The 18,637-nt window shown below is 73.3% G+C and carries 13 protein-coding genes and 1 pseudogene; 8 read left to right on the top strand and 6 right to left on the bottom strand.

Going from position 1 to position 18,637, the window contains the following annotated elements; genetic code table 11:
• Nucleotides 1-30: 30 nt before the first annotated feature.
• Both FNX44_RS11010 and FNX44_RS11005 read right to left on the bottom strand, forming a co-directional pair.
• Complete coding sequence (locus FNX44_RS11010; RefSeq protein WP_143647862.1) at nt 31-915, bottom strand: HalD/BesD family halogenase; 885 nt, start codon at nt 913-915, stop codon at nt 31-33.
• Between the two features lie 201 nt (nt 916-1,116).
• Entirely contained in the window at nt 1,117-1,404 is a 288-nt protein-coding gene (locus FNX44_RS11005; protein ID WP_143647861.1) for a maleylpyruvate isomerase N-terminal domain-containing protein, read from the bottom strand.
• A gap of 175 nt (nt 1,405-1,579) precedes the next feature.
• Between FNX44_RS11005 and FNX44_RS11000 the strand changes: the two genes are divergently transcribed.
• Complete coding sequence (locus FNX44_RS11000) at nt 1,580-2,827, top strand: NAD(P)/FAD-dependent oxidoreductase (protein WP_143647860.1); 1,248 nt, start codon at nt 1,580-1,582, stop codon at nt 2,825-2,827.
• Between the two features lie 47 nt (nt 2,828-2,874).
• Here the strand turns inward: FNX44_RS11000 and FNX44_RS10995 are convergent, their stop codons facing one another.
• A complete protein-coding gene (locus FNX44_RS10995) occupies nt 2,875-4,383 on the bottom strand; it encodes a cryptochrome/photolyase family protein (protein ID WP_143647859.1) in 1,509 nt (502 codons plus the stop codon).
• 102 nt (nt 4,384-4,485) lie between these two features.
• Between FNX44_RS10995 and FNX44_RS10990 the strand changes: the two genes are divergently transcribed.
• Nucleotides 4,486-4,986 (top strand): MarR family winged helix-turn-helix transcriptional regulator, encoded by a 501-nt coding sequence (locus FNX44_RS10990; RefSeq protein WP_323369218.1) that lies wholly within the window; start codon nt 4,486-4,488, stop codon nt 4,984-4,986.
• A 105-nt stretch (nt 4,987-5,091) separates the two neighbouring features.
• Complete coding sequence (locus FNX44_RS10985; RefSeq protein ID WP_143647858.1) at nt 5,092-7,194, top strand: MMPL family transporter; 2,103 nt, start codon at nt 5,092-5,094, stop codon at nt 7,192-7,194.
• Nucleotides 7,195-7,261: 67 nt separating this feature from the next.
• On the opposite strand, the gene FNX44_RS28905 is transcribed toward FNX44_RS10985, so the two are convergent.
• Nucleotides 7,262-9,487, bottom strand: coding sequence for a choice-of-anchor A family protein (locus FNX44_RS28905; RefSeq protein ID WP_228449814.1), 2,226 nt, complete (start codon nt 9,485-9,487; stop codon nt 7,262-7,264).
• A gap of 243 nt (nt 9,488-9,730) precedes the next feature.
• Between FNX44_RS28905 and FNX44_RS10975 the strand changes: the two are divergent.
• Together FNX44_RS10975 and FNX44_RS10970 are read left to right on the top strand one after the other, a co-directional pair.
• Nucleotides 9,731-10,483: pseudogene (locus tag FNX44_RS10975) on the top strand (L,D-transpeptidase family protein); the annotation flags it as partial.
• Between the two features lie 180 nt (nt 10,484-10,663).
• Complete coding sequence (locus tag FNX44_RS10970; RefSeq protein WP_143647856.1) at nt 10,664-11,479, top strand: VOC family protein; 816 nt, start codon at nt 10,664-10,666, stop codon at nt 11,477-11,479.
• Nucleotides 11,480-11,565: 86 nt separating this feature from the next.
• Here the strand turns inward: FNX44_RS10970 and FNX44_RS10965 are convergent, their stop codons facing one another.
• Nucleotides 11,566-13,785: an NADP-dependent isocitrate dehydrogenase gene (locus tag FNX44_RS10965; protein WP_143647855.1), complete on the bottom strand. Its 2,220-nt coding sequence runs from the start codon at nt 13,783-13,785 to the stop codon at nt 11,566-11,568.
• A gap of 490 nt (nt 13,786-14,275) precedes the next feature.
• Between FNX44_RS10965 and uppS the strand changes: the two genes are divergently transcribed.
• The gene (gene uppS, locus FNX44_RS10960; protein WP_323369217.1) at nt 14,276-16,045 is read left to right on the top strand and encodes a polyprenyl diphosphate synthase; all 1,770 of its coding nucleotides are present in this window, start codon (nt 14,276-14,278) and stop codon (nt 16,043-16,045) included.
• Between the two features lie 82 nt (nt 16,046-16,127).
• Nucleotides 16,128-17,171 carry a D-alanyl-D-alanine carboxypeptidase family protein gene (locus FNX44_RS10955; protein WP_143647854.1) on the top strand — a complete coding sequence of 348 codons (1,044 nt, stop codon included), beginning with the start codon at nt 16,128-16,130 and terminating at the stop codon, nt 17,169-17,171.
• Between the two features lie 101 nt (nt 17,172-17,272).
• On the opposite strand, the gene FNX44_RS10950 is transcribed toward FNX44_RS10955, so the two are convergent.
• Complete coding sequence (locus FNX44_RS10950; RefSeq protein ID WP_143647853.1) at nt 17,273-18,007, bottom strand: hypothetical protein; 735 nt, start codon at nt 18,005-18,007, stop codon at nt 17,273-17,275.
• Between the two features lie 214 nt (nt 18,008-18,221).
• On the opposite strand from FNX44_RS10950, the gene FNX44_RS10945 reads away from it, so the two are divergent.
• A partial coding sequence (locus FNX44_RS10945; protein WP_143647852.1) for a helix-turn-helix domain-containing protein occupies nt 18,222-18,637 on the top strand: 416 nt, incomplete at its 3' end.

The following is an 18,637-nucleotide window of genomic DNA, read 5'->3' as shown; positions in this document are numbered from 1 at the left end:
GGGCTGTGCGTGGGGCGAGGGTTGTGGACGTCAGTCCAGCAGTTCGTCGGTGCGCACGGCGTGCTCGGCGTGGTGCTGCGGCAGTACCCGGCCGAAGAGTTGGCGGGTACGGGCGGCGCTGCCGACGACGCCGGGGCGCTCGCTGTAGGCGAATATCGCGGAGTGCCGGTCGCGTTCGCCGGCGACCGGGCTGACTCGGTGCAACGAGTAGCGGCCCTTGAAGAGTTGCAGGTCGCCGGGGCGCAGCGGAAGGCGGCTCACGAGGTGGCGGCCGCCGCCGGTGATGACGTCCCGGACGTCGCCGAAGTTCTCCGCCTCCGCCGTGCGGATGCCCGGGCAGTACTCGAACTCGCCGCCCGAATCCGGCTGTTGGGTGAGCATGCTGACGGTGTACTCGTTGGTGTCGAAGTGCCAGGGGTGTTCCATGCCGGGGCGGACGACGTTGAGCACGAGGCCGGAGAGCGGATCGGCGAGCGGGTGCAGCCGGGGCAGCCCGAAGCAGTCGGCGACGAACCGCTGGAACGCCTCGTCCTGGTAGAGCACGCTGATCAGCGCCTCGTGCGGGATGAGGTCGCGGGCGACGAAGGCGTTGCCGCGCCGGAAGGGGACGCGGCCGGGGTGGTCGGCGGGCAGGTCGGGGTCGACGTCGATGTTGTAGACGTTGACGGTCTCGACGTCGTAGTGCGCGCGGGGCGCGAGGGCGGCGCACTGCTCGCGCAGCGCCTCGTGCAGCGCGGGCCGGACGAAGTCCGGCAGGACTGTGCAGCCGACGGCGGCCAGTTCGCGCCGGGCGTCGGCCACGACGCGACGCGCGCGACCGCCGCCGGGGTCGGTCAGCGGGTACCGCTCGGTGTCGACGACCTCGTCCAGGCTCAGGGGCGGAGACGCGAGGGTTCGCGCGGGGGACGTGCTCATGACGTTCCTCTCGACGTGCCGGCCCCATCGTGCCGGGCCGCGCGGGTCACTGCCGGTCGTGCGTGAACTACCCGCGGGTTTAGCACATTTGAGGTCGCCGTTTCAGCGCGGTCGCGGTGTCTGTGACCGGTTGCACTGGCGGCGGCTCAGATCCAGTACGGTGCGCGGGGTACGCGGTCGGCGCCGTCGACGGTCAGCCCCTCACCGGCGGTCCGCCCGGTCAACCAGCCGAGCAGCGCGGCCCGGGAGCCGCTCAACGTCGGCCCGCCACCGCCCAGTCGGGTTCGGTTCGCCGGTCCGTGCCCAGTGCAGGAGTCGGCAGCAGCTTTCGGCCGCCCGGGCGAGGTGGCTGAGGACGTGGCCGCGCGTCCAGGGCGGCACCAGCGAGAGGCCGGCGAGGTCGCCGTCGGCGAACCGGTCGGCGGTGGCGAGCAGCCGGTGAGTCGACTCCTCGACCGCTTCGAACAGCTCCTGGCGCCGCACAGACATCAGTCCTTTCGCATTGTGGGATCTGTGATCCGCCATACGGTAGCGATTCTCGCCCGGACGGAGTAGTCCCGCCGGATGGCGGAGTGGGGGCATCCGGCGACGCGTGTCGATCGGAAGCATGGACAGGGACACACACGCCACTCAGGGGCGGTGCCCTGCGGAAGGACGGGACGCGATGCGGACGGAAGGGAACACGGCCGAGGTCGTGGTGGTCGGCGCCGGTATGGCCGGTCTCGCCTGCGCCCGGGACCTGCTCGCGGCAGGCGTCTCGGTGCGCGTGCTGGAGGCGTCGGACGGCGTCGGGGGCCGGATGCGCACCGACCGGGTCGAGGGCTTCACCGTCGACCGGGGCTTCCAGCTGTTCAACACCTCCTATCCCCAGGTACGCGGGCGCCTACCGCTGCGGGAGCTGGAGTTGTGCCCGTTCGCCCCTGGGATGCTGGTGCACACGCCCGAGGGACGGCGGCGCTTCGTCGACCCCTCCCGGCGGCCGGGCGAGACGGCCGACCTGCTGCCCGGCCGGCTCGCCTCGGGCCGCGACCTGCTGGCGCTCGCCGCACTCTCGGCGCGGGACACGCTGGCGCCGGTCGCCCTCGTCCGCGGCGGACCGGAGCGCACGACCCGGGACGCCCTCGCGGCGGCCGGCTTCTCCGACGACTTCGTCGAGCGGTTCTTCCGGCCGTTCCTCTCCGGGGTCTTCCTGGAGGACGAACTGGAGACCTCCAGCCGGATGTTCCATCTCGTGTGGCGCTCCATGCTGCGCGGCACGCCCTGCCTGCCGCTCGACGGCATCGGGGCCGTGCCGACCCGGCTGGCCACCGAACTGCCGGACGAGACCGTGCGGTTGGAGACACCCGTGCACTCGCTGACCGACGACGGCGTGCTGCTGTCCGACGGCACCGAGCTGCCCGCCGCCGCGGTGGTCGTCGCGACCGGCCCCGAGGCGGCGTCCGCCCTGCTGCCCGGGCTGCGGATTCCCGAGTACCGCGTGGTGACGACCTACTTCCACACCACCGGGCGGCGCCCGCTGGACGAGCCGATGCTTGTCCTGGACTCGGCCCGGCGGTTCCTCAACTCCTGTGTGCTCAGCGAGGTCTCCCCCGCCTACGCGCCGCCCGGCCGTCATCTTGTGGCCACCTCGGTGCTGGGCGAGCCGGGGCCGCGGACCGAGGCGGAACTGCGCGCCGCCCTCGCCGAGGTGTACCGGACGGACACCTCGGAGTGGCACACCCTCACGACCCGCACGGTGCCCGACGCGCTCCCCGCCATGGCGCCGCCGCTGCCGCTGACCCGGCGGGCGCGGTTGGGGCCCGGCAGGTTCGTGTGCGGCGACCACCGGGCCACCGGCTCGGTCCAGGGCGCGCTCGCGTCCGGCGCGCGGGCCGCCCGCGAGGTCCTTTCCGAACGGCTCGGTGTCGCGTGAACCGGCGGCTGGGGGACACGGGGACGGCCGGGCGGGCCGGCGGCAGGTCACGGCGGCGCCGCACCCCTTTCCCTCTCCTGCTCGAGGAGTTCCGGCAGGTCGGGGAGGCGGTCGAGTCCTGCGACCGGGCGGGCCGTGCGCGGGTTGCCCTCCAGCAGCGCCCGGTGGCGGTGCAGGAAGGCCCAGTAGCCGGCGGTGTAGGGGCAGGCGTCCTCACCGACCCGCGCCTTCGGCCGGTAGGCGCAGCCGTCGCACAGGTCGCTCATGCGGTTGATGTAGGCGCCGCCGGAGGTGTACGGCTTGGTGGTCATCCGGCCGCCGTCGGCGTACTGCGACATGCCCACGACGTTCGGCACCATGACCCAGTCGTAGCCGTCGACGAAGCCGCGATGGAACCAGTCGGTGACCTCGGCCGGATGCCAACCGCGTTGGAGCGCGTGGCCGCCGAGCACCATCAGGCGTGGGATGTGGTGCGTCCAACCGGTGTCGCGGACCTGGGCCAGTACGGTGCTCAGGCACCGCGCGGTGACCGCGTCGGCGTCGAGGTCCCTGAACCAGTCGGGGACGGGCGCCCGGTGCCGGAGGCCGTTGTGGTGCCGGTAGCGCTCGCCGAAGTGCCAGTAGAGCTGCCAGACGTACTCCCGCCAGCCGGCGACCTGCCGCACGAATCCCTCGACGCTGTTCAGCGGCGCGCGGCCGGCGCGCCACTCCTCCTCGGCCCGCTCCACGCACTCGGCCGGGTCGAGCAGCCCGAGGTTGAGGGAGGCGGACAGCAGGCTGTGGCTCATCACCGGGTCGGCGGCGAGCATCGCGTCCTCGTGCGCCCCGAAGCCGGCCAGCCGCCGGGTGGTGAACCGGCGGAGGGCGGCCAGCGCCTCCCGGCGGCTGGCGGGGAAGCGGCGCGGGCCGTCACGTCCGACGAAGGACACGTCGCCGGAGCGCTCCCACTTGTCGAGGTCGTGCCGCACCTCCTCGTCGATGTCGTTCTCACGGGGACGGTAGGGCGCCGGCGCGTCGAGTGCCCGGGCGCCGGGTGGCGGCGGTTCGCGGTTCTCCCGGTCGAGGTTCCAGCGCCCGCCGGCGGGCTCGTCGCCTGCCATCAGCAGGTCGTGCTCCCGTCGTACCCAGCGGTAGAAGTGCTCCTGCCGAAGGGCCCGGTCCCCGCGTTCCGCCGCCCAACGGGCGAAGGCCTCGTGCGGCACGAGGAAGCCGGCGGCGGGCAGCACGGTGGTGGCCGGGCGTCCGCGCACCAGCCGGAGCGCCGCCCAGGAGGTGGGGTGCCGCACGGTGACCGGCCGGTCGCCGACCGCGCGCTCCAGCCCTTCCCGGTAGGTCTCCGCGCGCACGTACCGGACCCGGTCGCCCAGTTCCGCGGCGCGGTGCCGCATCGCCGACAGCACCAGATGCGCCTTGGCCCGGTGGAAGCGCCTGCGTCGGAACACCGACCGGGCCTCGATCATCAACACCGGCGCGTCCCGGGCGGGTCCGGGTTCACCGGGGGCCAGGAAGTGCGGGCCGAGCTGATCGCCGAAAAGCCAGTGCCACGTGCTCGCCACGCGTTTCTCCGCCTCGTCTCGCCGTTGTCCTCGCCCTCAGCCTCGCGGCTGGGCGCGGCGGTCGGCGCGGGACGCGCCCGGCTGTTCTATAGGCTGAGGCGCGTGGTCGAGGCGGAGAACGGTGGGGGCGCGCGGGAGCGGCCCGGACGGGACGAGGAACTGGCGGATCTCCAGGCGCTGGCCGTCCGCATGCGCCGGATGAACGGCGAGATCAACCGGCTGGTCCACGCCTTCGCCGCCGGCCAGGGGCTGCACCCCACCGACGTGCACGCGCTCGCGGCCATCCTCGACTCCGAGGAGCCGATGACCCCGACGGGACTGCGGGAGCACCTGGGTCTCACCTCGGGCGCGGTGACCGCGTGCCTGGACCGGCTGGAGCGGGCCGGGCACGTGCGCCGGGTCCGGGAGAGCGCCGACCGGCGGGTGGTGCACCTCTACTACGAGCAGCGGGCGCAGCCGGCCGCGCGCCGGCACTTCGCGCCGCTCGCCGACGCCGCGCGGGCGGCCCGCGCGACGCTCGCGCCGGGCGAGTTGGCCGCGGTGCTGCGGTTCCTGGACGCGATGAACGAGGAACTGTCGACGGCCCGCCCACCGCGCGACTGACCCACCCCGGACCCCCGACACCCCGGCCTCATTAGTTCAATGAGTAAGATAACTCGACCATTGAGATAGTTCACCATCGAGCTACACCGTTCCATGGAGAGAACCATGTCCGGTACCACCCGCTGGGCGCGGCGCCTGGCGCCGCTGATCCTGATCCTGCTGTGGCTCGGCGTGGGCGGCGGCCTCGGCCCCTACGCCGGCAAACTGAGCGAGGTCGCCACCAACGACCAGGCCTCCTTCCTGCCGCGGAACGCGGAGTCCACCCGCGTTCTGGAGGAGCAGAAGGCGTTCCAGCGCTCGGAGAGCGTGCCGGCGATCGTCGTGTGGACCGTGGACGGCGACGGCGACGGCCGGATCAGCGCCGAGCAGCGCGCCGCCGCGCGGGACGCGCTCGCCTCGCTCGACGGGACGGACGGCGTCGCGGACCGCCCCTCGCCCGCGCTGCCGTCCGACGACGGGAAGGCGATCCAGGGCGTCGTTCCACTCGACCCCGAGTTGGGTGAGGGGCTGGGCGAGGTGCTGGACGAGGTGCGCGCCGCCGCCGAACGGGTGCCCGGCACCACCGTGGGGATCGCCGGACCAGCCGCCACCCAGGCCGACCTCGGCGACGCCTTCGCCGGCATCGACGGGCTGCTGCTCGGCGTGGCGCTCACCGCCGTGCTGCTCATCCTGCTGCTGGTCTACCGCAGCGTGCTGCTGCCCTTTGTGATCATCCTCGGGTCGGTGTTCGCGCTCGGCCTGGCCAGCGGGGTGGTCTACGCACTGGCCGACCGCGATGTGCTGCGCGTGGACGGCCAGGTCCAGGGCATCCTGTTCATCCTGGTCATCGGCGCGGCAACGGACTACGCGCTGCTGGTGACCGCCCGCTTCCGCGAGGAACTACCGCGCCACGACGACCGGTTCGCGGCCGTCCTCGTCGCCGTGCGGCGGTCGGCGGGTGCGATCGCCGCCAGCGCGGGGACGGTCGCGCTGGGGCTGCTGGCCCTGCTGCTCAGCGACCTGACGAACAACCGGGCGCTCGGACCGGTCGGCGCCATCGGCGTCGCGTGCGCGGTGATCAGTGTGCTGACCTGGCTGCCGGCCGTGCTGGTACTGCTCGGACGGGCGGCCTACTGGCCGGCGAAGCCCGCCGCGGCGGAGGGCGGCGCCAGGGGCGTGTGGACGAGGGTCGCGGCGCTGGTCGACCGGGCGCCGCGCAAGGTGTGGGCCGTCACGACGGTTGTGCTGGTGGCCTTCGCCGCCTTCTCCCCGACACTGACCTCCAAGGGCGTGCCGCTGGACGAGATCTTCGTCAACGACGCTCCCTCGGTCGCCGCCCAGCAGCGGCTGGGCGAGCACTTCCCCGGCGGCTCCGGCAACCCGGCCGTGGTGACCGCCGAGGCGGACCGGCTCGACCGGGTGGCCGCCGCGGCCGAGCGGGTGGAGGGCGTCGCCGCCGTCACCCCCGCCACCGTCACCGGGCGGCCGGACGGCGAACCCCGCGTCGTCGACGGCCGGGCCCGCCTCGACGTCACACTCCAGGACGCCGCCGACACCGAGGCCGCCCGGCAGACGGTGGTCCGGCTGCGCGATGCGCTGCACCCGGTGCCCGACGCGGACGCGCTGGTGGGCGGCTACACGGCGCAGCAGCACGACACGCTCACCACCGCCCAACGCGACCGGGCGCTGATCATTCCGGTGGTGCTGGTGGTCATCCTGCTGGTGCTCTTCTGGCTGCTGCGCTCCGTCGTCACGCCGATCCTGCTGGTGGCCACGGTGGCGTTGAACTTCCTCGCCACCCTGGGCATCGCCGCCCTGGTCTTCGAGCACGTGCTCGGCTTCACCGGGACCGATCCGGCGGTGCCCCTGTACGGCTTCGTCTTCCTCGTGGCGCTGGGCGTGGACTACAACATCTTCCTCATGTCCCGGGTGCGCGAGGAGTCGCTGGCGGTGGGCGTCCGGCAGGGCGTGCTGCGGGGGCTGGTCACGACCGGCGGGGTCATCACCTCGGCGGGCGTGGTGCTGGCGGCGACCTTCGCCGCGCTGTCGGTGATCCCGCTCGCGTTCCTGGTGCAGATCGCGTTCATCGTCGCGTTCGGCGTGCTGATGGACACCCTGGTGGTGCGTTCACTGCTCGTCCCGGCGCTCGTGCGGGACCTGGGCCCGCGCGCCTGGTGGCCGGGCGCGCTGAGCCGGCCGGTCGTCCCCGGGCCGGACGCCGGTCGCTGAGGAAGGACACGACCGGCGGCCTCCCCGCGGTGGGGGAGGCCGCCGGTCCTTCTCCGGGGCGGGTGTCTCAGTGGTCCGGGTGCGCGGCGAGCCGCTTGCCCTTGCCCTTGCCCTTGTCCCGTTCGCCCGGGCGGTTGTTGAGCGTGACGGTCTTGCTCTCCGACTGTCCGGCGTCCAGCGCGTACGGGCCGCTGACCGGGCGCAGCGGCATCAGATAGCCCTCGGGGACGTCCGTCTCGCGCAGGTAGTACGAGCCGGTGGGAAGGTCCTCGAAGACGCACTCGCCCGCGTCGTCGGTGGCGCAGCCCGCGTCGACGCGCTCGTCCGGGGTTCCGCCGCCGGTCTGCAGGCCGGGGCGGCCGTTGGTCTCCCGCCAGAGTTCGAAGACCGCGCCGGGCAGCGGCTCACCGGTCTTGAGGTCCCGCTTGAGCACGGTCAGCGTGGCGGTGCCGTCCTCCTCGGTCGCCCGGTTGTACGCGGTGACGCCGACGCCCGTGACGGCGCCCTGCTCGTCGAGCACCAGGGGGCCGAAGACGGCCGGGTCGGGCAGGTCGTAGCCGTCGGGAGCGGTCACCTCCTGCCAGTAGTAGGTGCCGAGGTCGACGGTGGCGTCGCAGCGGCCCTCGGCGTCCGTCTCGCAGGTCGAGCCGACCCGGGTGTCCGGGTTGGCGCCGCGTGTCTGCAGGCCCTCCCGGCCGTTGGTCTCCCGCCAGAGCTGGAAGACGGCGCCGGCCAGCGGCTCCTCGGTGTCGGCGTCCAGCTTGGTGACGGACACCTCGCCGCTCTCCTGGGGCTCCTCCGTCTCCCGGTTGTAGGCGGTGACTCCGACGCCGTCGGCGGCGTTCTCCGCGGTCAGTACCAGGGGGCCGAAGACGGCCGGGTCGGGCAGGTCGTAGCCGTCGGGCGGGGCGAGTTCCTGCCAGTAGTAGGTGCCGAGCTCGACGGTGTCGGCACAGCGGCCGTCGTCGTCGGTGACGCAGGCGTCGCCGACGCGGGTGTCGGGGTCGTCGCCGCCGGTCTGCAGGCCCGGCGTGTCGTTGGACTCGCGCCAGAGCTGGAACACCGCGCCGGCCAGCGGCTCCTCGTCCTCGGCGTCCCGCTTGGTCACGGACACCTCGCCGCGCGGCTCCGGCTCCCGGGCGCAGTCCGGCAGGTCGCCGAGGAACGGGTAGGCGTGGAACTCCTGGCCCGAGGGCCCGGTGTCGCCGCCGTGGGTGACCGATCCGGTGGTGAAGAACCGGCCGTTGACGCCCGGCAGCGTCACCAGGGTCTGGCTGTCGCGGTTGCCGATCAGCACGCTGCCCTGGAACTGGCCGGTGCCGATCAGGTCGACGGTGCCGGCGTCGGGGAAGTTCCACAGCAGGCGCGGACGCAGCTGGTTGAGCGGGGCGGTGTCGGCGAGCTCGCCGCTGTAGGTGTTGATGGTGCGCGCCGTGCCGAGCAGGTTGACCAGGACGGTCGCGCCGGCCGGAATGTCGTCGAACCTCAGGCCCTGCTGTCGGCCGCCGGGGCCGACGAGGTCGAAGTCGACGTTGAAGACCTGGAGCATGGAGCTGCCGTCGCCGGTGAAGACGGTCGTCTCGCCCTGGTTGACGGCGGTGCCGGTGGCGGCGCGGCCGGTGCCGTCGTCGCCGTGCGCGTAGCAGCTGCTCGCGTCGGAGAGCTCGCCGCGCAGGTCCCGGTAGCGGGCGGTGGCGTCGGGGTCGGCGACCGTGCGGGCTGCGGCCACGGTGCCGGTGAGCGTGCCGCCGTGGCGGACGACGCCGCCCTCGGCGAGCAGCCGCTGGCGGTCGGCCACGGTCAGGTCGCCGCCGGTGACCAGCCAGTCCGAGCCGGCCGGCGGCGGGACGCGGGAGCCGACGCCGACCTCGCCGACGTTGTAGGCGGCGCCGCCGCGGCTCTTGTTCTGGTCGAAGCCGCCGAGCGTCACGACCAGGCCCTCGGCCTCGGCCGCGCCGCCGCGCACCCGGAAGTCGCCGCCGACGAAGATGTTGACGGCCTCGTCGCGGCCGGCGATCGCGTCGTTGTTGACCGGCGGGTGGACGTCCGGGCACGCCGGGCCGAGGCAGGGCCCCAGCCCGCCGGGCAGCGGCGCCCGCACACCGGGGTGCGACGCGCCGGGGGCGGAGTCGGCGGTCCGGGCGGTCTTGCGGTCGTCCGCGCCCACGGTGTGCTGCGCGGTCGCGTACTGGGCGGAGACCAGCAGCAGCGGCAGCGTGACCAGCACCGGCAGCCGCCCGCGCAGGAAGGAACGCCACCGGCCTCCGGGCCGTCGGTCCGTCCGTCTTGCCATCGAGCACTCTCCAGGATCTGTTTGTCACACGAAGTGAAGGTGTGACCATTCACGCCCGGATGGCGGCCTGATCGGCGGCGACACCCGCGCGGCTCACCCCTCGCGCGGCACAACCACCCGAACGGCCGGTCCCGGCGGCCCCGCGCTCACCCCGCCGGACCACCCGCCTTTCCGACCGGCCGCCGAGCGGCTAGGAAGAAATCCGGGGTCGGCTCAACACCCGGCCGCAACAAGGGAGTAGGGATGCGCCGCACCTTCCGTACGCCACCTCGTGCCGGAGCCGCCCGCCGGACAGGGCCGGGGCGGGTCGGCGGGCCGCTTGTCGCCGTGTCGGTCGTCGTCGCGCTGCTGGCCGGCGGCGCGGTACTGGCCGCCGGCACCCCGGCGAGCGCCGGCGGCACCGCCGAGGAGGAGTGCACCGCCGGGACCGGGCCCTACCAGCGGCAGCTGGAGGCGCATCTGGGGCTGCCCGTCGACGGCCGCCAGTCCGAAGCCGACTGCCGGGCGATCCGCGAGTTCCAGCGCCGCCACCGGCTGGACCCGGCGGACGGCTACGCGGGGGTGCCCGCCTACCGCATGATGCTCGTCGAGCAGGCAAAGGCCGAGCCGAACAAGGAGGGCCGCTGCCCGTCGGTCTCCCGCCGCACCACCTGTGTGGACCTCTCCCGGCAACTGCTGTGGGTGCAGACCGGCGCGCGGGACCGGCTGGTCTTCGACGTCGTGCCCGTGCGCACCGGGCGGCTGGAGATGGAGACCCGCGGCGGCCTGCACCACGTCTACTGGCGCAACCGCCACCACCACTCCACGCTCTACGACGTCCCCATGCCGTACGCGCAGTTCTTCGACGGCGGCCAGGCCCTTCACGGCACCACGGAGGATCTTTTCGAAAGCGGCTCCGCGGGCTGCGTCAACCTCCACAACGAGGACGCCGCGAAGCTCTGGGACCTGCTGCGGCTCGAGGACCGGGTGTTCGTCTTCGGTGTGAAGCCCGGCACCCAGCCGCGTTCCGCCGGCCGCACGGTCGACGCCCACGGCCGCTCGCTGCTCGGCGACGACGCGCTCGTGGCCGAGGGCATGCGCTTCGACCGCCTCAACCGGCTGCGCGGCCACGCCCGGCAGGCCCCGCTGCCCGAGACCGCCTGACGCCCCGTCCCGCCCCCACCGAAAGGATCTCTCATGCCCGACGCCACCCGCCCGGACGGCGAACCCTGCTGGGTCGACGCCACGTTCCCCGACCTCGAAGGCGCCAAACGCTTCTACAGCGAGGTGGTCGGCTGGACCTTCGGCGAGTCCGCCCCCGAGTACGGCGGCTACACGCAGGCATACGCGGACGGGCGGGCCGTCGCCGCCGTGGCCCCGCCGATGCCGGGCCAGCCGGAGGAGCCGCCCGCCTGGTGCCTGTACCTGGCCACCTCCGACGTCGAAGCGACCGCCGCACGCGCCCGCGAGCTGGGCGGCACGCTCCTCATGGAACCGATGCGGGTCGGCGACTTCGGCTCCATGAGCCTGGTCCGGGAACCGTCGGGCGCCGTGTTCGGCCTGTGGCAGTCCGGCGTGCACACCGGTTTCGAACGGGTGGGCGAGGAAGGTGCCTACTGCTGGGGCGAGCTGCTCACCGCCGAACCGGATAAGGCCGACGCGTTCCTCCCGTCCCTCTTCGGCTACGGCGTGAAGAAGATGCGGACGCCGGACATGGACTACCGGATGTGGGAACTCGCCCCCGACCGCCCGGTGATGGGCCGGATGCGCACCGGCGACCCCGGCGGCCCGCCCGCCGGCACCCCACCGCGCGTCCAGGTCTACTTCGCGGTCGGAGACTGCGACACGTCGGTCGACGCCGCGCGCCGGCTCGGCGCCACGGTGGAACTCGACCCCACCGACACCCCGTTCGGCCGCATCGCCGCCCTGGTCGACCCGCAGGGCGCGGCCTTCTCCGTCGTCGACCTGTCCACCACCGCCGGCGAGCTGCCGGAGACGGAATCCGCCGCCTGAGAACAACACGACGGCGGGTGGGGAGGCGCCTGCGCGACGCCTCCCCACCCGCCGTGACCGCTGTCGGCCGGCTGTCAGCCGAGTCTTCAGGCGAGCGTGCCCAGGGCCTGGTTCAGGGTCCGGGACGGGCGCATGACGGCGGAGGCCTTCTCGACGTCGGGCTGGTAGTAGCCGCCGATCTCGGCCGGCGAGCCCTGCACGGCGATCAGCTCGTCGACGATGGTCGACTCCTGCTCGGCCAGGGTCTTGGCCAGACCGGCGAACGCCTCGGCGAGCTGCGTGTCGTCGCTCTGCGCGGCCAGTTCCCGGGCCCAGTACAGGGCCAGGTAGAAGTGGCTGCCGCGGTTGTCGATGCCGCCGAGACGGCGGCTGGGCGACTTGTCCTCGTTGAGGAACGTGGCCGTGGCGCGGTCGAGGGTGTCGGCGAGCACCTGGGCGCGGTTGTTGCCGGTGGTCTGCGCGTAGTGCTCGAAGCTCACCGCGAGGGCCAGGAACTCACCGAGGCTGTCCCAGCGCAGGTAGTTCTCCTTGACCAGCTGCTGCACGTGCTTGGGGGCCGAGCCGCCGGCGCCGGTCTCGAAGAGGCCGCCGCCGTTCATCAGCGGCACGACGGACAGCATCTTGGCGCTGGTGCCCAGCTCCAGGATCGGGAAGAGGTCCGTCAGGTAGTCGCGCAGCACGTTGCCGGTGACGGAGATCGTGTCCTCGCCGCGGCGGATGCGCTCCAGGGAGAACGCGGTGGCCTCGACCGGGGACATGATCTCGATGCGCAGGCCCTCGGTGTCGTGCTCGGGCAGGTACGCCTGGACCTTCTTGATCAGGTTCGCGTCGTGGGCGCGGTTCTCGTCGAGCCAGAAGACGGCCGGGTCGCCGGTCGCGCGGGCGCGGGTGACGGCGAGCTTGACCCAGTCGCGGATCGGCAGGTCCTTGGTCTGGCACATGCGGAAGATGTCGCCGGGCGACACCTGCTGCTCAAGCACGACCGCGCCGGAGGCGTCGACGACGCGGACCGTGCCGGCGGCCGCGATCTCGAAGGTCTTGTCGTGGCTGCCGTACTCCTCGGCCTTCTGCGCCATCAGGCCGACGTTCGGCACCGAGCCCATGGTGGCCGGGTCGAAGGCGCCGTTGGCGCGGCAGTCGTCGATGACGACCTGGTAGACCCCGGCGTAGCTGCTGTCCGGCAGGACGGCCAGGGTGTCGGCCTCGTTGCCGTCCGGACCCCACATGTGGCCGGAGGTGCGGATCATGGCCGGCATCGAGGCGTCGACGATGACGTCGCTGGGCACGTGCAGGTTGGTGATGCCGCGGTCGGAGTCGACCATGGCCATCTCCGGGCCCTCGGCCAGCTCGGCCTCGAAGGACGCCTTGATCGCCTCGCCCTCCGGCAGCTTGTCCAGGCCGGCGAGGATGCCGCCCAGGCCGTCGTTCGGGGTCAGGCCGGCGGCGGCCAGCGCCTCGCCGTGGGCTGCGAACGTCTTCGGGAAGAAGGCGCGCACGGCGTGGCCGAAGATGATCGGGTCGGAGACCTTCATCATGGTGGCCTTCAGGTGCAGCGAGAACAGCACACCCTCGGCCTTGGCCCGGCCGACCTGCGCGGAGAGGAAGTCGCGCAGCGCGGCCACGCGCATCACGGCCGCGTCCACGACCTCACCGGCGAGCACCGGTACCGACTCGCGCAGCACGGTGGTGGTGCCGTCCTCGGCGGCCAGCTCGATGCGCAGCGCGCCGTCCTCGGCGATGACGGCGGACTTCTCGGTGGAGCGGAAGTCGTCGGCGGTCATGTGGGCGACGTTCGTCTTGGAGTCGGCCGTCCAGGCGCCCATGCGGTGCGGGTGCGCCTTGGCGTAGTTCTTCACCGAGGCGGGTGCGCGGCGGTCGGAGTTGCCCTCGCGGAGCACCGGGTTGACGGCGCTGCCCTTGACCTTGTCGTAGCGGGCGCGGATCTCCCGCTCCTGGTCGGTCTTCGGGTCGTCCGGGTAGTCCGGCAGCGCGTAGCCCTGGGCCTGCAGCTCGGCGACGGCGGCCTTGAGCTGCGGGATGGACGCCGAGATGTTGGGCAGCTTGATGATGTTGGCCCCGGGCGTCTTCGCCAGCTCACCCAGCTCCGCGAGCGCGTCGTCGATCCGCTGCGACTCCTCCAGCCACTCCGGGAAGCTCGCGATGATGCGACCGGCCAGGCTGATGTCCCGGCTCTCCACCGGGACGCCGGCCGTCGCCGCGTAGGCCTTCACGATCGGCAGGAAGGAATGGGTCGCCAGGGCCGGCGCCTCGTCGGTGTGCGTGTAGATGATGGTCGAGTCAGTCACCGGGTGCTCCGCTCCACGTCTGCAACATTGCTCGACATCAAGATATCTCGCCGGGAGGTCCGGTGCGAGGGTGCCCCGCGCCCGTTCGGCGAGCGCCACCGATCGCGCGGCGGCCGCGCGGCACCGGGTTGCCGTTCACCCCATCGGGCGACTGGCAGGGAGACCCGGGTGATGTCGCAGGTCGTGCGGCACGTCATGCTGTGCCGTGTCCCAGGTCATCCGATCGGCTGAAAGATCAGCTCATCGGCACCAGTGGGGCGCGCCACGTATGGTGACCGTCACGAAGTGATGGCAGGAAAGGGGGCGCCCGGCTGGTCCAGCCGCGAGTCCGTGATGACGTGACCGAGTGATGACGTGACGGCGCCGCCGCGCCCGGCGGCGTCACAGTCGATCGAGTAGGTGGTCCCCGCTGTCCCCCGTTCCCACCCAGCCGTCCACGGGCGGCGCGGACGCCGCGCTGCGCGCCGGCTACCGCGAGTGCCGCCGCCTCGTGCGGACCACAAGCCCCGCCGAGTACGCCCTCATGGCGCTGATGCCGCCCGCCCTGCGCCCGGCCTGCTGGGCCCTGTGGGCCGCCCTGCGCACCGGTGACGACCTGATCGACTCGACCGACGGCGACGCGACCGAACGCGCCGCGCGGCTGTCCCGCTGGACCGACGCCCTCGAAGCCGACCTGCGACGCGGCACCAGCGACGACCCGGTCCGGCTGGCGGTCGTCGACACCGTGCTGCGCTGGGGGCTGGACCCCGAGGGGATCTTCTCCTCCTTCGACACCGTGCGGGAGGACGCCGCCGGCCGCCGCCTGGAGACCTGGGCCGAGTGGAGCTCCTGGGTACGCTCGACCAACATGTCCTGGGCCGAACAGTGCCGGACCCTGCTCGACCGCGCCGGGGTGGCCATGCCGCTGCGCTGGGAGCAGATCGAGGGCTTCTCCCGCTTCCTCGACGGCATGTACCTGACCGACACCCTCGTCGACCTCCCGACCGACCTCGAACGGGGCGACCTGCTGGTGCCCATGGCCGAGCTGGCCCGCTTCGACGTCGCCCCGGACGACGTGCTCGGCCGCCGCTGGACTCCCGAACTGCGCGCCCTCGTCGGCGAGCTGACCGCGCGGGCGCGCGGCTGGCTCGACCAGCCGGGGCTCACCGCCGGGCTGCACCCCGTTCCCGCCATCCTGCTGCGGACCACCACCGGCCTCTTCCACGCCCGCCTGCGCGCGGTGGAACGGTCCGGCGCCGCCCTGCTGCGCCGGACGCCGCGCGTCTCGGCGGTCGCCCAGTGGCGGGTGCTGGCACCGGCCCGGGCTCGGGCAGCGGTCGCCTGGCGCCTGGTCCCGATCAGCGCCCCACCGCCCGCCGCCGGGGCGCTGACGGGCGCCTCGGCGGAAGCGCGGCCGGGGTCCGGGCGCGGCGGGTCGGACGGACACAGCGGGACGGACGGACACGGCGGGACGGCCGGGCGGCCGGGCGGCGCGCGGCCGGTGCTGCCGCCGAAGCCGCACCCCAGCGGCGCCCGCCCGCCCCTGATCGACGCCGACCGGATGCCGGGCCACGTCGCCGTCATCGCCGACGGCAACGGCCGCTGGGCCACCGAACGCGGCCTCCCCCGCCACGAGGGCCACCGCGCGGGCGCCGCCGCGCTGCGCGACATCGTGCACGGCGCCCTGGAGATCGGACTGGGCCATCTGACCGTCTACGCCTTCTCCACCGAGAACTGGCGCCGCCCGGCCGGCGAGGTCTCCGAACTGTTCCGCACGATGTGCGCCGAACTGGCGGAGGACGAGCTGTTCGACCACGACGTGCGGCTGTGCTGGGCGGGCCGGCCCGACAACCTCCCCACGGAGCTGGTCGAGGTGCTGGAGCACCGCCAGCGCACCACCCAGGACCGTTCCGGGCTCACCTTCACCCTGTGCGTCAACTACGGCGGGCGCGCCGAACTGGCGGACGCGGCGGGCGAGTTGGCGCGAGCCGCCGTCGCGGGCGAGATCGCCCCCGCCCAGGTGTCCGAGCACCTCTTCGCCCGCCACCTGCCTCGCCCCCAGCTACCGGACGTCGACCTCCTGTGGCGCACCGGGGGCGACCACCGGATCTCCAATTTTCTTCCGTGGCAGTCGAGTTACGCCGAGCTGCACTTCACGGACGAGTACTGGCCGCAGGTCGACCGACGCGACCTGTGGCGTGCCGTCACCGCCTACACGGCACGCCAGCGCCGCCTGGGCGCCGCCCCCACCACCGAACCGGAGCCGGCCGAGCAGCACTAGGTCCTGCCCTGTTCGAACCTCCCCTTCGAAACTCCTCTCCGGACGAGGCAACTTTTCCGCGCTTCCGACGGTTTGAGGAGGCATGAGAAGAAGGAGATCGAGCAGCCGCCAGGGCCGTTCGAACACAGCCGTCGCCACCGTCGCCACGACCACCGCCACCGCGGCCCTGCTGTCGGGGGCGGTGTTCGTCGCGCCCACCGCGCACGCCGCGCAGCCGACCACGCGCCCCGCCACGCAGACCGCACAGACCGCACAGACCGCGCAGACCACCGCGCGGACCGCCGCGCCGCTGGCCACCGAACCGAAGGTCAGCGCCCGGGGCGCGTACCTCATCGACGACGCGACCGGCAAACGCATCTACGGCAAGGCGCCCAACACCCGGCGCCCGATAGCCAGCACCACCAAGCTGATGACCGTCCACGTCGTACTGCGCGAGAAGGATCTCGACCTGGGCCGGAAGGTCAAGATCAAGCAGGCCTACCGCGACTACGTCACCCGTACGGGTTCGAGCACGGCCGACCTGAAGACCGGCGACCGCGTCACCGTCCGCCAGCTGCTGTACGCGGCGCTGCTGCCCTCCGGCGGGGACGCGGCGTACGCGCTCGCCGACACCTTCGGCAGCGGCACCACCAACGCGGCGCGGACGAAGTCGTTCATCGGCAAGATGAACAAGAGGGCCGCCGCCCTCGGCCTGGAGAACACGAAGTTCGACTCGTTCGACGGCAACTCGAAGACGGGCAACAACTACTCGACGCCGAAGGACCTGGCGAAGCTCACCCGCACCGCCCTGAAGCACAAGACGCTGCGCGACGTGGTCGGCACCCAGAAGACCGTGCGGAAGGCGACCACCAGCACGGGCGGCACACGCACCTACACCTGGTACAACACCAACCGGCTGCTGGGCTCCTACCGCGGTGCGACCGGCGTGAAGACCGGCACCACCACGGCGGCCGGCCCCTGCCTCGTCTTCGCCGCGACGCGCGACGGCAAGACGGTCATCGGGGTGGTCCTCAACGCCAGCGACCGCTACCCGGACGCGACGAAGCTGCTGGACCACGGACTCGGTGTGAAGTCCGGGACGACCGTGCGGCTGCGCCAGCTGCCGACGGACGCGCAGCGGGACTGACCGGCGAACGGGCCGGCCGGCCGCCACGCGACCGACCGGCCCGACACCCGCGCGGCCCGGCGCCGGACCGTCCCCCGCACGGCCCGGCGAACCCCGCCGCGTCAGCGGACGAGCTTGTTCACCGCCGTCCGCATGGTCTTCTTGAACTCCGCCTGCGGCACATCCTTCATCCGGCCCATCTGGCCCCAACGGACGATCGTCACCCGGTCGTCCTTACGGCCGATGCCGATGACGTTGATGTCCTGCACCCAGGTCTCGGTGGCCATCGCGTAGACCCGGCCGTCCTTGCCCGCGCCGAAGTCGCCGAGGTCGCGGAAGCGGACCTTGCCGTCGGGCACCTCCTTCTTGAACCGGGCCGGGCAGCCCTCGACCGCCGTACGCAGCTCGCGCACCAGCTTGGCGGCGGCGGTGGCGTTCTTCGCCTTGACGACGGTCTGGCTCGCCCCGGCGTCCAGCCCGCTCTGGAACGTGCGGTACATGGCCCCGGCCTTCGGCAGGGTGCCGTCCGGCACGCAGAGCTCGCCGTGCGGCTGCAGGCCCTTGCCGGTCTCGGTGACGAACCAGCCGTCCGGGTGCGGCGGGAGGTCGTTCGGCTTGAGCAGCCCCGGCAGCCGGGGGCTGACCGCGCCCGGCTGCCAGGCGGCGGCCGTCGCGTTGGCGGCGCCGGCGGCCTTCGCGGTGGCGACCCCCTCGGCCGACGTGGCGCCGGCCGCGGCCTGCGCGGCCTGCGGAAGGCAGAGTGCGGCGGCGGTCAGCCCCAGCAGGGCGGTCCCGGCCAGACGAACACGGCGTCCCCGTCCACGCCGGGCGGCAGGCGTGGTCTTCACAGCGGTCATGCGGCTCTCCTGATGCGAGTGGTGATCGGCGGGGCCCTGGTCGGCGAGCCCCTGGGAGCAGTCTTGACCGCCGCGCGCCGCAGTCAACACATCCGCCGGGCATGCGGGATGATGGGACGGCGGGAACGACCTGACCTGCGAGAACACCGGTGCCCTGGAACGGCCGCCGGGAACACGGAACGCCGTCGGGGCGGACGGGGTGGGGGAGACGTTGATGGCTGATGTCGGCGACGAGCGGGAGCGGTTCGCGACGCACCTGCGCCAACTGAAGGACCGGTCCGGCCGCAGCTACGGCGCGCTTGCCAAACGACTGCACATGAGCACGTCCACGCTGCACCGCTACTGCCACGGCGCCGCCGTGCCCACCGAGTACGCGCCTGTCGAGCGCTTCGCCCGGCTGTGCGGAGCCACCCCGGAGGAGCTGGTCTCCCTCCACAGGCTGTGGATACTCGCCGACGCGCGACGCGGCGAGCCGAGCACCCCACCCCCGACGCCGGCCCGCGACGTCTCTCCGGCCGACGACGACGCGCCGAACCACGGCTCCGGACCGGCCCACGGCTCCGCGCCGGTCCGCGATTCCGCGCCGGTCCGCGATTCCGCGCCGACCGAGATCCCGGACGTCGTGTCCCC

This window comes from Streptomyces alkaliterrae (assembly GCF_007097205.2).
Lineage (GTDB): Bacteria > Actinomycetota > Actinomycetes > Streptomycetales > Streptomycetaceae > Streptomyces > Streptomyces alkaliterrae.
Note: the sequence above shows the minus strand (reverse complement) of the source record. Positions and strands in the feature narration are given on the sequence as shown.